We start from the raw sequence: 14,601 nt of genomic DNA, 5'->3' as shown, positions 1-14,601 counted from the left end.
AAGCTCCTTATACTTTTTCGCCGCGAGCACGGATATCAACTAATACCGCGTCGATGCCTTTCTTATCGATAATACGCATACCTTTAGTAGTAGTACGTAATGTAACGAAACGCTTTTCGCTTTCAACCCAAAAACGGTGAGTTTGTAGGTTAGGTAAAAAACGACGCTTAGTCGCATTGCGAGCGTGTGAACGGTGGTTACCTACCGCTGGACGCTTACCTGTAACTTGACAGACTTTAGACATGTCTATTTATCTCCAATAACTTCGCTCGAGCTAAATCATTTCTTCCGAGGTTTGTGTACGTTTCTGCCCCGGAATTAATCAAAGGGCGCTCTTTATACAGCAAATACAGGCTAAGATCAAGAAACCCGATCTTTAGTTCAGCTCATGTGTAAATTTTATAGCGGCTAATTATAGTGATCTCTTGCCCCGAGGGAAAGTAAAACTTGCTTTTATTTTCACTATTTCCGCGAATTAAGCAAAACAGCCTGTTTTTTCGAGTTTTCTTTTTACAAACAGAACTAAATTAGCCTACTAATTTCGTAAGTAAAGGCACAAAGTAACAATAGCTTTTCTCACTTTGTGTCAAAATTTTTAATTAAGCTTACTCTTGCACTAATACTTCTTGTCCTGATGTGAGTCTTTCAGCGCCTCTGGTGGCAACTTTATCGCCTAGTTTTAATTGCTCCAATGTTACAGGACGCACTTCAACTTTACTGCCTTGCCCTTGGCCAACTTCCACGGCAACTTGTTGTGCTTTATTGTCATCTTGTATTTTTACAACATGAACGCCTGCTTTTCGTAAAATAAGCGCATCACGTTCAACTAATAAGCTTGGTTGTGTTTTTTCAATATTAAAATCAACATCAACAAGTTGGCCACTGGCCCAACTCATTTTATTGTTTGTGAGCAGCTTAGCGCGTACTTCAAATGTCTGCGAGCGCGAATCTGTGGCTGGAATAACCGCGCTTACCCTTGCCTTACCGGTTTGCAAATTATCAAAGCTGCCACTACTTAAGCTAACGTTTTGACCAACCGCTGCATATGCCAAGTACTTTACCGGCGCATAAAAACGTACTTCCAAATTGTTGATATCAATAAAATGCACCAACTTATCGGCACGGCTTACATCACTGCCCGCTAATAAAAAGCGTTTGCTGACTATGCCGTCAAATGGTGCAACCACAGTTGCTCGTGCCATGCGGTCTTCAATTTGTTTCAGCTTCACTTTTGCCAGCTCAATATCGGTGAGAGCTAAGTCATGCTGACTTTGCACTAAATCAACTTGGTTTGCTGCTGCACTGCTAGTCTTAGCTAATTTTTTAAGCCGTTCAAGCTCTTGACGTTGATAAGTTAAATTAACTTCAGCTCGCTTAATCATAATGCGCTGCTCTGCCGCTTCTAATTCAAGCGGTAGCATTTCAATTCGTGCTATCACATCACCTTGCTTTATCATGGCGCCTGGCTCTGCAACAAAACTAAGCTTACCCGCGGTGCCAACGGTTAAATCAACATCGCCTTTACCTCTTAAGGTGCCGTTCAGAGCCACAGTTTGAACAAGCGGCGCTTGCTCAACCAATTTAACCGCAACCGTTGGTAATGCATATAAAGGTGCAACCAACAGCGATGAAGCAACTAACAGCGTATTTAATGGTTTACTCATCTTGGTATCCCCTATTTATTAGCAACCAGATCTAATTGTGTTTTATCGTTTTTAGTATTGGCTTGTTTTAATTGCGGTGGCGTTTGTTTACCTAGTAGTAATAAACTTGGCATTAAAATTAAGGTAAACATGGCACTAATTGCCATACCGCCAACAATTACAGTCGCCAGTCCTCGGTAAATTTCCGAACCCACCCCCGGCATTATCATCAGTGGCAACATGCCAAATAAACTGGTTAAGGTACTTAAATAAACCGGTCTTGCACGAATAAGTACTGCATTTTCAACCGCTTCACGGCGTGATAAACCATCGCGTTCGCCTTGGCGAGTTTGATCTACTAATAAAATCGCATTGTTCACCACCAGCCCGAGTAAAATAATAAAGCCAATCATAGTAAGTAAATCGAGTGACTGAAAACTCACAACGTTAAGTGCTGCTAGCGCCAAGATGCCGCCCGCTACGGCCAGAGGCATAACTAACAATACCAACAGGCTATCGCGAGCCGATTTAAACAGTGCCGTCATCAATAAAAATAAAATAAATAGCGCAAGCACAAAGTTGTAGGCCATTTCTTCAATTGCTGAATTCATTTTTTGCGCATTCCCAGCCAAAATTGCGTTTGCTGAGCGAGGTAAGTTTTCACGCACAACGGGCATCACTTGTTCAGTAAGTATTTTTTGCGCCTGCTGTAAACTCATATCATTTGGCGGCGTAATTTGAATACTAACAGTACGGTAGCCATTTACACGGCGTAATTGAGATGGTCCAACGGTTCGCTCAATAGTGGCTAGCTCACCCAGCGTTTGCACACCTGCCAATGGTGTTGTGATAGGTAAACTCGCTAGCTCTTCAGGGCTTTGCCATGGATTAGCGCGTAAAATCACGTTCATGCGTTCGTTACCGTCAAAGTATTCGCTAATAAACATACCGCTGGTAAAGGCTTGCACCGCACTTGCAACATCACGACGTGTTAAACCCGCTTGCGTAATGCGTCTATCATTTGGCGTTAGTCGCAATTCAGGCTCTGCCATATTAAGAGAGGGTTGCGGCTGCGCCATTGCTTCTGGCATAGCTTTTTTCACTTCAGCCAGTGCTAATTGCGCAGTAGACATCAATTGCTCCATATCAGAGCCCTGTAAATCAATACTTAAAGTGCGGCCGTTGCCTCCATTTGCTACTTGGATCATCGAGCCTCTAAATAAAAAGACTTGGGTGTCGGGTAGCTCTGCAAATATTTCCTCGCGAGCAACTTGCATTAACTCTTCTACGCGCTGAGCATCGGCAGAATAAATAAAGCCACCTGCATTTGAACCAAACACATAGAAATTAAAATCTTTGATTGCAGGTGATTTCTCACCTAAGTAATAAGGCATTAGGCGCTGTTTTACTTTCTCAGCCAGTTCCTCTTCCATGTAGTCAATATTGGCACCGGCTGGTGTTACTAAACTATAAAAAAAGCCATCCGTTGGTGCGCGCGGCATAAAGTCAGTTTGCGGCACTAAAGTGTATGTCACCAGTATCGCGCCACCTAACAGTCCTACCACCCAAGAAACTTGCTTAGTGCGCGTGCTAGTGAGTCGCATAATTAAATTGGTTAAACGACGCCAGTAGGCATGAAATTGATCGTCGTTATTTTCATTACTCAGTAAATATTTACTGGCGATAGGAATAATACTGATAGCACTAATTAATGAGGCAATTACCGCAATAGAAAGCGTTAACGCTAAATCTGAAAAGAGCTGACCTTCAATACCCGCCATAAATAAAATTGGTAGGAAAATCGCTACGCTGGTCGCAGTTGAGGCAAATAGCGCACCACTTACTTGCACCGCGCCTTTTAACACGGCTTGCTTTCGTGCCATGCCTGCTTGCATCAATCGCGTGATATTTTCTTGCACAATAATCGCAGCATCAAGTACTAAACCTACAGCAAAGGCCAATCCTGCCAACGACACCACATTTAAACTGCGATTAAAAATACTTAACGCTAAAAAAGCCACCATTAACGACACCGGAATTGTCGATGCAATAATTAACGTTGTACGCCAACCTCTGAAAAACAACCACAAAATACCGCAGGCCAATAGTACACCTAGGCCAAGGTTACTTTTTACCAACTGTAATGCGTTACGAATATGCACAGATGCATCGTAACTTAATTCAATCGCTAAGCCTTCTTGAGCTAGTATACCTTCGTTTAATTCTTTAATTGTGGCATTCAGCTCATCAAGTACCGCAACAGTATTCGATTCATTAGCACGGGTAAGCGTAATGTAATAAGCAGGTTTGCCATTTCGCAGCGTCATTGCACGGCGGTCTGTTACGGTATTTTCAATTTTCGCTACATCGCCTAAGAAAATAGCGCGCTCACCTGAATAGCCAATGCGCATTTGCGCCATATTATCTAAATCATATTGCCCAGTGAAACGTACGGTATATTGACGACGACCAACATCGGCAATACCACCTGAAGTATCGGTAGAAGAAGCAAGTGTTTGGCTAATTTGATTTAAGCTAATGCCTAGCGCTGCTGCTTTATGGGGGTCAAAAGTAACACGCAGCTCACGTGGTCTTTCACTCGCTAAGTTCACAAAGGCCACGCCGGGAATTTTAGCCAAACGCGGTTGAATTAATTCATCAATTTGTTTTTGATAACGCGCCATATCGAGATGGCCACTACTTTCCGTAGGTACCACCAATAACGTTGCTGCGGTTGGTCCACCAGAGCCAGGGCCTGCATTACCACCTGCCGTAACAATTGGGTCCATTGCATCTAAAGGCAAAGGCGGTGCTTGATTTAAGCTGTTTAGCACATTTAGCATCGCCTCTTGCATATCGCTGCCAACAGCAAAGGTTAAATTAATAAAACCCTGCCCTTGGTTAATTTGCGTATTTACTTCAAGCGCACCAGGCGTGTTTTTTACCGCATTTTCTAACGGCTCAATGATCACTGACTCGATTTCTTCTGGGGCAGCTTGGCGCCAACCTGAAATAATCGTGATTTGTGGTTGCTCAATGTCGGGGGTTAATTGGATAGGTAGTTTAAAGATACTAATTGTACCAAACAGCATAATTAGCACTAAAATCACCAGCACGCTGGCTGGGTTTTTTAAGGAACTTCTTGTGATATTCATAATGATAATACAGGGGTATAACTAGGTGTAGTCTAGTTGTTTGTATCATCATTGCTAGTTGTAAATTGTGTGTAAATATTTCGAAAAGTTGAACGCACAAAGAACTAAGATAAATGACATAGAAACAAACTAAATCATCTAAAAGTTCGTTTTATTATATGATTTAGTTTGACACAGTATCGATTGGTAACAGCTTATCTTTACCCCATTCGCTCCAACTGCCATCGTACACTTTCACATTATCAAACCCCGCAATCTCAGCGGCTAATGCCAAAATACACGCAGTTACACCTGATCCACAACTAAATATAAACTCTTTGGGTGCGGGAACAAGTTCGTTAAAAATTTGTTTGAGCGTAGCTTTATCTAACAACTCACCTTGTTCGAGTAAACTGGCGTAATGTAAGTTGAGCGAGTTTGGAATATGACCACTGCGCATCCCTTCACGCGGTTCTGCTTCTTGCCCGCTAAAACGGCCATAACCTCTCGCATCAACAATTTGAATATCGTCATTGTTAATTGCATTCAATACATAGTGCTTATCAACAAATAGTTGCTTATCTTGCTGAACTTTAAAATTACCTTTCACTGCTGGCATCGCGTAACGTTCAACAACGTCAAAACCCTGTTGCTGCCATGCGGGTAAGCCGCCACGTAAAATAGCAACATTATCAAAGCCCATGGTTTTAAACATAAACCAAGCGCGCGCTGCAGAGAACAAACCTTGTTTATCATATACAACCAAATGCGAATCTTGATTAATTCCTAACTGCTGTATTTTATCTTCAAAAACATGCGCACTTGGCATGGTGTTAGGTGATGCTGCCGCGACATCTACAATATGGTTACTAAAGTCGAAACGGATTGCGCCTGGGATCACGCCACAACTTTGATCTTTTGATTTATTTACCGGGTTATCCATACTGGCATCAAGAACAACTAAATTAGTGTCATCGAGGTGTTGCTTTAACCAAGTACAATCCACTTGAAAATCAGTGTTATCAAATACTGAATTAGTCATTACAAACTCAACCCTTTTACTTGTACTAAATCAAAATCAGCAAGTTCTGGCACTAGCTGCTGTAGTTTGTCTTCAGTCTCATTTAAGGTACGTAGACAACCGCAATATTGATTCGCTTTTTGTTCGAGCTGCACAACTTTCTTTTGCAATGACTTATCAATTTCGCTGGCGATAATATCAATACGCTCCCCCATGCCTGTGATTTTCTGCTCGATATTGCCTTCATTTGACTCAAATGCATCACCAAGCGCAACTAAAATAGCGCCGAGAGAACCATGCACAGCAGAGTGAATTTTTTGACTGATTTCTTTTTCAAAAAAATCATCTAATTTAGAAAGGGATTGTGGTGCGATATAGAAAAAGTCGTCGCCCGCTTTAAACTTATCTTTTAGGGCAATTTCAACGTACTTTAGTTGGTCTTTTAACACTTCTGGCTCTTTATCGGTAAAGCCTGTAACCACTTGTTCAATTGCTGACAAGCCTAAATTAACACCGTCGGTAGCAAGTTTAACCAGTTCAGGTACGGTACTGCGCAACCCTTTACTGTATTCTTTTAAAACTTGCATCTCTTCATCGTTAAGCTCAACCCAACGACCGCGAATAAACAACTGAGTGTCGTTATTTATCTGCACATTGGTTTGCCCTTTATCAACAATGCGAATGACATCATCGGTAATAATTAAGCCATGTCCGAGCTCAACATCACACAATTCATCAGCCAACGATACATTTGAAAACAGTATGCTTGTAATCAAAAAGACCCAAAATCGCACCAACTTCATAACAATTCTACCCCAAAGATAACTCAACAAGATTATCAAACTAACGAGGTAGATACCAAATCATTTCGCATAGCGCATTAAACGCAAGTGCACATCTGAGGTTTTGCTTCTTAGGTTTGTTTTACCGCTATAAAAGGCCACGGCCCATGCTTGAGTAATACTGCCAACACCGCTTGTATTGGTCCAATAGTTTTGTGCCAATGTTGCTGGGAATACAACGTTATTAATTGCCGCATCAACGCACTGACGTTCAACAAGCGAACTTAACTCTTTAACATTCGGCAACTGCCAATCGTCAAAGCCAGCGTATTGATAATCTGCTGCAACTAGCAAGGCTTGTTGCCAAGTTAACTGCTCAGTGCCACCGGTGCAGGTGCTATTAGTCGCATCCCACGATTGGCCAATACTACAACGCATCCACATCAGCCCAGTTAAATTATCAACCGCGGTGCCATCTGCATTTACTGTAAATTGCGCTGTTGGTGACGTGCTAGGAATATTACCAACACATACTTGCGCATTAGCAGAGCATGCAAAGATAGTTGTAGTCACAATAATCGATAATTTACTAAAAATACGCATAGTACCCTCTTTATTAATCATCATTACTGGTGTCTCGCACTAAACGTATGTAGCCAAGGTTTTGTTTAGGATAACCAATGTCTTTACCTGAAAACATATCAATCGCCCAAGCAAATGCGCTTTGTCCACCTTCAGCGCTGGTTTGCATTGTCCAATACGGAAGTACACCATCAATTGCGAGTGTTGCCGAGTGCGGGAAAAAATCAGAGATCAGCACACTGCCCGAGCCCTGCTGACCGAAATGCAGTAGCGAGCTTAGCTCACTATGGGTTGGCACTCGCCAATTATTACCGCCACAATAATTAATCTCATTAACCTCAGTTACATACTGATCAAGACCACAATTAACCGTACTTGGGCAAGAAACTTGTGCGGGCGCCTCTACCCCAGCAAAACCACCATTATTAACCGTTGTTAAATACCAACTATAAGTATTTTGTGCCTCGCGCAGTTGCGTATTAGGCAATGTGCCACTACTGGGCTGCTTAACTTCCCAAATTAGTCCTGAAATATTATCTCTTACACAACTAAAGTTAATGGCATTGTCTGGCAACTCTCCGGCAAACTGATCAAGCTTGGTGAAATCAAATGCCTCAGGGCCGCTACCAACTTTATCAAGTAAACCAGCATGAATGTCGCGGCCAAGTGCTGCGTCCTGCATTGGGAATTCAGTTGAAACACAGTTAATTAACTCTTTACTGTTATCAAAGCAGCGATTCATACCACTGTCATTAATTAAACCGAGAGCTTTTGGCTCTGCAAGTACCTGTGTTTGTGCACTGTCAGAGCGATTGGCGTTATCCGTTACCGTTAGCTCAAATATAAGGCTTTCAGGGGCATCAACATCTGGCACTATAAATTGAGTTTTGCACACATCGCTATTATCGAGTGTAACTGTTACACCTGATTGCTGTACCCAATTGCAGCGAAAACTGCCATCAACACTGGTTGAAGCGCTTGCATCTAAGGTAACAGTGGAAAATTCTTGCGCGCTTTGGTTTGCGCCGGCATTGGCAAAAATTAGCTGATTACTTTTTTGTAAGGTTAGCGCTAACTCGTTAGATTGCTGACCACCTTCATCGTCAGTGATGGTTAAACTAAACGTTACCTCGTCATTTTGTTCAAGTAATGGGTGTGTAAATGTTAAATCAGCAGATGATTTATCGGCAATGGTAATTGCCGTTCCTGCAACTTGTTGCCACAAATAACTGACTAATTGACCATTTTCATCAGGATCAAATGAGCTACTGCTAGACAACACAATAGTATCGCCATATTGTGACGGTAAGCTTGTTGGCCCAGTTTGCTTAATTGAAACAACGGGTAATAAATTAACTGAGTTAATCGACACCACCAAGTTATCACTTACCGTACGGTTATCTGGGGCAACATATTCAACCGATAACTCAATTGTTTGATCTTGTTTTACATCGGGCGCGACAATTTCTTGCTTGGCTCCCTCAAGTGGAAACCCTTCTATCTGCGGCCCACTTAACTGTCGCCAAGTAAACGTCCCACCTTCTGGGCTTGCGACCGCGTTAACTGAAAACGTTAGCTTTTCATCGAGTGCAATATCACTTCCGGCATTAACAGACAAAGGCGCGCTGGTATTGTCATCGTTAGATGAACCTGAGCCGCCACCGCACCCCAGTACTAACATGGCGCTTAAGCAAGTGAGCAACACGGAACGCTGTTTTCCAATGGTCATAAATAACACCTAATCAAAAGTCGTTGTTCTAAAATATAAAAATTTAATGCAAAAAAGCAGCCATAATTTTTCAACTATGACTGCTTTTTTATATAAACAAATTTTTTCTAATATACCAATGCCAAAAAGATAGAACTGTTTGTGATTCAGTTGCGCGACAGTGATACAGCCTAAACCAGTTTACGTAATGCTTAGTTTGCTAACATAAGTAGCGCTTTGACTGAATTGGTATTGCTTATAAATAACTTTCTTGATGAACGCGCACAAACAGCTTTGTGCCAACTTTTGAGTAATCAACTTTATACTCTCGGCCATCCAGTGCTTGTAAAAAAAGAAGTTGTTTCTCTTCACCAAATACATCTGGTGAGCCTATTTGCACGACCTCTAAATAACGCTCTTTGGCTTCCCTGCGGTTGCGCGGCAGGCTTTCTTTAAAAGGCTGTAAACCAAAAGCAGTCACTCTAATCTTGGGGTGGTTGTCCCCATTAACAATCACTAAATCAAACTTTTTTTCTTTATGAATTATGGTGTTGCGACCACTTTTTACATATGCTCTTTCAACTGTCATATTCAGCCTTTCCGATTTACGCAACGCGAAACTCTGAGAGTTTTCATTCAAAAATTTGCGCTTATAACTATCTTTCTACTTGATGTTACTATATTTTTCTATCGTTTTCTCGGGATCTCGCAACCAGTGTTGCAATAAATTCACAAATTCATCTGCTGGGCGATCAAAATAATTATAGGATATCAAAAAATGATAGCCATAAAGCTCGTTAAAATGCTCAAGACGATGGCTCATCATGGCGAGTAAACCATTGGATTCAAACTTATCTTGATACTGATTCGCCTCAATTAGCCAATCATCCGGCACATTACCTAGCGGCCACTTAACTTTAATGCCTGCAATTAGCCAATTGCGCTGCTCCATAATTAGCTTAAGTGCCAACCTTGGTGGCATACGCTTAATTAGTGGCGCAATCGACTTAAGCCGTAATCCCAAGCACGAAAGTTCAATAAATTGTTCATCGTTTGCAATGCTTACTTGACCAACTTCAGCGATATTGTCGCGAGAAATACGTACTTTGCCGTAGCGATGATAAAATACTAAACCATTGTTGCTCAATACTAAATTATAGCGCGGTTCTGATAATTTAAAATATCCGATAAACATCGCAAACAAGGCGCCAATCACTACCGCCGCATCAAAAATAGAGATGGGTTCGGGCTTTAATTTAACGAACAACAATACCAGCACCAGAACAATGCTACCGGCAACCAAAAACTCGCCACCGTATTTATGCGCCGATGCGGCTATTTTTAAACGCTTTGCCATTAGCCCCACACACTAAAATATAAACATGCCATTAAAACACCCCAAATTAATGCTGCTCGTAGCTGTTTGCAATATGGGCAATTTTTACTTTTATTTTTCATAAATTCTACGTACTCACGGAAAAAAACACGTTTAATTCACAATATTATACGATGCCTAGCACGCACAAGTTCTAAACTGTCTAGTAGAATAGTGAGCCCTGAACACTTACGAGAAACTTTTATGCACGCAAAACAATCTGGTAAAGCATTATTCCCCCTCATCTGTTTTGTTTTATTCGGTTTATGCATTTATTTGTATTTACCTGAATCGCAAGGACAACAAAACAAGCAAAATGCAAACGCAACACCAGTACAAGCGCATCAAGTGGCAATTAGCCGCCAAGCAAATATTATCGAATCGCTTGGTACTGCGCGTGCAAATCAAGCGGTAACGCTCGTTAGCGCACAATCAGACTATATTAAAAATATCTTTTTTGATGATGGCGACACCGTTAAAAAAGGCCAGCTACTGGTTGAACTTCAAGATGCCGAAGAAAAAACCCGCGTTGAAGAACTTGAAATTCTGTTAAAAGAAGAGAACCGCAAATTAAAGCGTTTACAACAGCTGGCAAAAACACAAGCAACTGCACGCTCTGCACTTGATGAGCAAGAGGCAAGCTATGAGGCAACCAAAACACAACTGGCTAGCGCTAAAATTAAACTTGCTGAAATGAAGCTATACGCCCCATTTAGCGGCAAACTTGGCTTGCGAGAAGTATCTACAGGTACCTTTGTAAATACCAGTACAGAAATCACCACACTGGATGATACCAGCGTGATTAAAACCGATTTTAATGTACCAGAGAAATACCTCGCACAAATCGCCATTGGTATGACAGTCACCGCAACAAGCCCTGCTTACCCAACAAAAACCTTCAGCGGTAAAGTGTCACACATTGCCAGTCGTATTGATGCGGCGACACGCAGTGTAAAAATCACCGCTAACTTTGATAATAAAGATAACATGCTACGCACTGGCATGCTGCTTTACACACAATTAGAACTAAGCGCAGAGAATACCTTGATGGTGCCTGAAAAGTCGCTTATTCCGCAGCAAGACAAACACTTTGTTTATGTGATTAAAGATAACGTGATTAAAAAACGTCAAGTCACTATTGGCCTGCGCCGCGGTGGTTGGGTTGCCATTGGCAGCGGTTTAAGCGAAGGCGAACAAATTGTGACTGAAGGGATTATTAAAGTCAGACCAAATAGCCAAGTAACAATTAAGGAGATGCTGAAATGATTTTAACCGACATTTCAGTTAAACGTCCGGTCTTTGCAACCGTAATAAACTTACTGCTACTTACTTTTGGTTTAGTTGCATTTTCAATGCTTCCGCTAAGAGAGTACCCAGATATTGATACACCAATTGTGTCAGTAAGCACTAGCTACACAGGTGCGTCTTCTGAGGTTATCGAAACCAAAATAACCCAAGTATTAGAAAACCGTATTTCAGGTATTGAAGGTGTTAAAAGCATTAACTCGTCAAGCCGAAATGGTCGCTCAAATATTACCATTGAATTTAATATTGACCGCGATATTGATGCCGCTGCCAACGATGTACGCGAACGTGTTTCACGCGCACTTGATAGCTTACCTGAGCAAGTACGCCCGCCAGAAGTGTCAAAATCCGACAGCGATGAAAGCCCAATTGCATGGTTTGTATTAAACAGTACATCAATGAATTCATTGCAGCTGTCTGATTACGCCCAGCGTTATATTGTTGATAGGCTTGCGGTAGTAGATGGCGTAGCCAATGTGCGTCTTGGTGGTCAACGCGAATATTCAATGAAAGTATGGTTAAATCGCGATGCAATGGCCGCTAAAGGGGTTACCGCAGATGAAATTGAACGTGTATTACGTCAAGAGAACGTTGAATTACCAGCCGGTGAAATTGAATCGGTAGACCGCGATTTTACCGTGCGTATTGCGCGCAGCTATAAATCGCAAAGTGACTTTCAAAACTTAGTCATTAAACGTGGTGACAGTGGTTACTTAGTGCGTTTAAAAGAAGTGGCCGATGTAAAGCTTGAAGCGGTTGATGAAGAAAACTTATTCCGCGGTAACGGCAAAGATATGATAGGCCTTGGTATTGTTAAGCAAGCCAAAGCTAACACCTTAACCGTAGTTGAAAAAGCACGCGAAGAAATAGAAAAAATTAAGCGCTCATTACCTGAAGGCACCACCATTCAAGACAGTTACGATTCATCTATTTTCATCCGTGAATCAATTGCTGAGGTATATCGCACACTCGCTATTGCAATGGCGTTAGTAGTTGCCGTTATCTTTTTATTCTTAGGCAGCGTGCGCGCAACTCTTATTCCGGCAATTACCGTACCCGTTGCACTGATTGGTAGCTTTACTTTTCTTTACGGCATGGGTTACTCAATTAACTTACTTACCTTACTCGCCTTAGTACTGGCAATTGGTTTAGTGGTAGATGATGCCATTGTAATGCTTGAAAACATTCACCGCCGAGTAGAACTTGGCGAACCGCCACTGCTTGCGGCCTATCGCGGTGCACGTGAAGTCGGCTTTGCAATTGTTGCAACAACACTCGTACTGGTGTCGGTATTTGTGCCGCTAGTCTTTATGGAAGGCCGAATTGGTAGCTTATTTACTGAATTTGCTATGGCCACCAGCGCAGCGGTGATTTTCTCAAGTTTAACCGCACTCACATTATCACCAGCGCTGTGCTCTAAAATTTTAAAACCAAGCGAGAAAGCGTCGAAGTTTAGTCATAAAATTGATGCACTATTTAGCAAAGTTGAAAACGGCTACGAAAATTTACTGCGTAACAACGTGGCTAGCAGTAAAAGCATGCTGTTACTTCTTATTTTTGCAGGCCTTGCTAGCTACTTGTTATTTAAACAACTTCCATCGGAACTGACACCAAAAGAAGACCGCGGTACTTTCTTTATAATGATGAATGGCCCTGAAGGCGCAAGCTACGAAAATAACGCACAGAACATGGCTAAGATTGAAGAAAAACTGATGCCGTATCAGGAAAATGGTGAACTAAGTCGCGTACTTATTCGTGTACCTGGCTGGGGTGGCCGTGGCGGCGTTGCAATTGTCGGTATGGCCGATTGGGATGAACGCAAACGCGATACGTGGCAAGTAATGGGCGAAATCAGCGGTAAATTAACCGATGTTACCGATGTGCGCGCCTTTGCCATTATGCGCTCTGGTGTTGGCGGTCGTGGTAACAGTCGTCCGGTTGAGTTTGTATTGCAAGGCAACAGCTACGAAGAACTGGCCGATTGGCGTGACCGTATTCTAGCTCGTGCCCGCGAGAACAAAGGGCTAGTGCGTCTTGACCACGATTACAAAGAAACCTTTCCGCAGTTTTTAGTCAGTATTGATAAAAACAAAGCAGCAGATCTGGGTATTAGTATTTCGCAAATTGGCCGCACACTTGAATCTATGCTGGGTCAGCGCCGAGTCACCACATTTATTGACCGCGGTGAAGAATACGATGTAATTTTAAAAGGCACCAAAGCTGACTTTTCAGACCCGAAAAATATTTCGTCGATTTACCTAAAATCACGTAACAATGATTTAGTCCCACTGGATAGCTTAATCGCCATTGATGAACAAGCGACTGCAGCGCGCTTAAACCGTTATAACCGTATGCGCGCCATTACTATTAGCGCCAACCTTGCAGCTGATTACTCACTAGCTGAAGCGCTTGATTTTCTAAACCAAGTGGCAATGGAAGAAAACGATATTGAAGGCGCGATTGATTACAAAGGCGAATCGCAAATGTTCTACGAAGGCGCATCGGCAATGACCTATGTGTTTATTTTAGCGCTCACGGTTACTTTCTTAGTACTTGCAGCGCAATTTGAGAGCTTTGTGCACCCGTTAGTAATTATGCTTACAGTACCACTTGGCTTAGTCGGTGCATTAACAGGGTTATTCTTCACAAACTCTAGTCTCAATATTTATAGCCAAATTGGTATTGTTATGTTGATAGGATTAAGTGCCAAAAATGGTATCTTAATTGTGGAGTTTGCCAACCAGCTGCGCGATAAAGGTGTCGCCTTTACCGAGGCATTAATCAGCGCTTCGAAACAGCGCCTGCGCCCAATTATTATGACCTCTTTAACCACAGTAATGAGTTCGGTACCGCTGGTGTTGGCATCGGGCCCAGGTTCTGAAAGTCGTATGGTTATTGGTATTGTTATTTTAACCGGTGTGGTTGTGGCTACCTTGCTAACACTATTTGTTATTCCAAGTGCGTATTACATGCTGGCGCGTAACACACAATCGCCAGAAACCACTGAAAAAGCAATACAAGATCAAGCCAGCGATCATCCGCTATAAAACT

At 42.2% G+C, this 14,601-nt stretch carries 11 protein-coding genes; 2 read left to right on the top strand and 9 right to left on the bottom strand.

The genetic code is table 11. The annotated features are described in order from the left end of the window. Positions 1-7 precede the first annotated feature (7 nt). The 9 genes from rpmB to AC2IOM_RS06710 all read right to left on the bottom strand — a co-directional run bounded on the left by rpmB (position 8) and on the right by AC2IOM_RS06710 (position 10,227). A complete protein-coding gene (rpmB, locus tag AC2IOM_RS06750) occupies positions 8-244 on the bottom strand; it encodes a 50S ribosomal protein L28 (RefSeq protein ID WP_010562023.1) in 237 nt (78 codons plus the stop codon). A 361-nt stretch (positions 245-605) separates the two neighbouring features. Then, on the bottom strand, positions 606-1,664 hold the full coding sequence (locus tag AC2IOM_RS06745; protein WP_486359498.1) for an efflux RND transporter periplasmic adaptor subunit: 1,059 nt from the start codon (positions 1,662-1,664) through the stop codon (positions 606-608). An 11-nt stretch (positions 1,665-1,675) separates the two neighbouring features. Next, the gene (locus AC2IOM_RS06740; RefSeq protein WP_486359497.1) at positions 1,676-4,798 is read right to left on the bottom strand and encodes an efflux RND transporter permease subunit; all 3,123 of its coding nucleotides are present in this window, start codon (positions 4,796-4,798) and stop codon (positions 1,676-1,678) included. Positions 4,799-4,961: 163 nt separating this feature from the next. Beyond that, on the bottom strand, positions 4,962-5,819 hold the full coding sequence (locus AC2IOM_RS06735) for a sulfurtransferase (RefSeq protein WP_486359496.1): 858 nt from the start codon (positions 5,817-5,819) through the stop codon (positions 4,962-4,964). Then, a complete protein-coding gene (locus AC2IOM_RS06730; RefSeq protein WP_486359495.1) occupies positions 5,819-6,601 on the bottom strand; it encodes a YggN family protein in 783 nt (260 codons plus the stop codon). Before AC2IOM_RS06730 ends, AC2IOM_RS06735 begins: the two co-directional genes overlap by 1 nt. Before the next feature lie 60 nt (positions 6,602-6,661). Further along, a complete protein-coding gene (locus AC2IOM_RS06725; RefSeq protein WP_234004657.1) occupies positions 6,662-7,183 on the bottom strand; it encodes an Lcl C-terminal domain-containing protein in 522 nt (173 codons plus the stop codon). 13 nt (positions 7,184-7,196) lie between these two features. Then, the gene (locus AC2IOM_RS06720) at positions 7,197-8,891 is read right to left on the bottom strand and encodes an Lcl C-terminal domain-containing protein (protein WP_486359494.1); all 1,695 of its coding nucleotides are present in this window, start codon (positions 8,889-8,891) and stop codon (positions 7,197-7,199) included. 235 nt (positions 8,892-9,126) lie between these two features. Beyond that, positions 9,127-9,459: a hypothetical protein gene (locus AC2IOM_RS06715; protein WP_105170248.1), complete on the bottom strand. Its 333-nt coding sequence runs from the start codon at positions 9,457-9,459 to the stop codon at positions 9,127-9,129. A 75-nt stretch (positions 9,460-9,534) separates the two neighbouring features. Continuing rightward, a complete protein-coding gene (locus tag AC2IOM_RS06710; RefSeq protein WP_486359493.1) occupies positions 9,535-10,227 on the bottom strand; it encodes a DUF2982 domain-containing protein in 693 nt (230 codons plus the stop codon). A 222-nt stretch (positions 10,228-10,449) separates the two neighbouring features. On the opposite strand from AC2IOM_RS06710, the gene AC2IOM_RS06705 reads away from it, so the two are divergent. Continuing rightward, positions 10,450-11,511, top strand: coding sequence for an efflux RND transporter periplasmic adaptor subunit (locus AC2IOM_RS06705; RefSeq protein WP_486359492.1), 1,062 nt, complete (start codon positions 10,450-10,452; stop codon positions 11,509-11,511). Beyond that, entirely contained in the window at positions 11,508-14,597 is a 3,090-nt protein-coding gene (locus AC2IOM_RS06700) for an efflux RND transporter permease subunit (RefSeq protein WP_486359491.1), read from the top strand. The genes AC2IOM_RS06705 and AC2IOM_RS06700 overlap by 4 nt, the downstream gene beginning before the upstream one ends. The last annotated feature ends 4 nt before the right edge of the window (positions 14,598-14,601 follow it).

It is taken from the genome of Pseudoalteromonas sp. NS-SX12 (genome assembly GCF_057367955.1).
Note: the sequence above shows the minus strand (reverse complement) of the source record. Positions and strands in the feature narration are given on the sequence as shown.

Bases quoted from the DNA above. Each gene is read 5' to 3' on its own strand.
- AC2IOM_RS06720 (WP_486359494.1), bottom strand. From the start codon at position 8,891: ATGACCATTGGAAAACAGCGTTCCGTGTTGCTCACTTGCTTAAGCGCC.
- AC2IOM_RS06710 (WP_486359493.1), bottom strand. From the start codon at position 10,227: ATGGCAAAGCGTTTAAAAATAGCCGCATCGGCGCATAAATACGGTGGC.
- AC2IOM_RS06730 (WP_486359495.1), bottom strand. From the start codon at position 6,601: ATGAAGTTGGTGCGATTTTGGGTCTTTTTGATTACAAGCATACTGTTT.
- AC2IOM_RS06715 (WP_105170248.1), bottom strand. From the start codon at position 9,459: ATGACAGTTGAAAGAGCATATGTAAAAAGTGGTCGCAACACCATAATT.
- AC2IOM_RS06740 (WP_486359497.1), bottom strand. From the start codon at position 4,798: ATGAATATCACAAGAAGTTCCTTAAAAAACCCAGCCAGCGTGCTGGTG.
- AC2IOM_RS06735 (WP_486359496.1), bottom strand. From the start codon at position 5,819: ATGACTAATTCAGTATTTGATAACACTGATTTTCAAGTGGATTGTACT.
- AC2IOM_RS06725 (WP_234004657.1), bottom strand. From the start codon at position 7,183: ATGCGTATTTTTAGTAAATTATCGATTATTGTGACTACAACTATCTTT.
- AC2IOM_RS06705 (WP_486359492.1), top strand. From the start codon at position 10,450: ATGCACGCAAAACAATCTGGTAAAGCATTATTCCCCCTCATCTGTTTT.
- AC2IOM_RS06745 (WP_486359498.1), bottom strand. From the start codon at position 1,664: ATGAGTAAACCATTAAATACGCTGTTAGTTGCTTCATCGCTGTTGGTT.
- AC2IOM_RS06700 (WP_486359491.1), top strand. From the start codon at position 11,508: ATGATTTTAACCGACATTTCAGTTAAACGTCCGGTCTTTGCAACCGTA.
- rpmB (WP_010562023.1), bottom strand. From the start codon at position 244: ATGTCTAAAGTCTGTCAAGTTACAGGTAAGCGTCCAGCGGTAGGTAAC.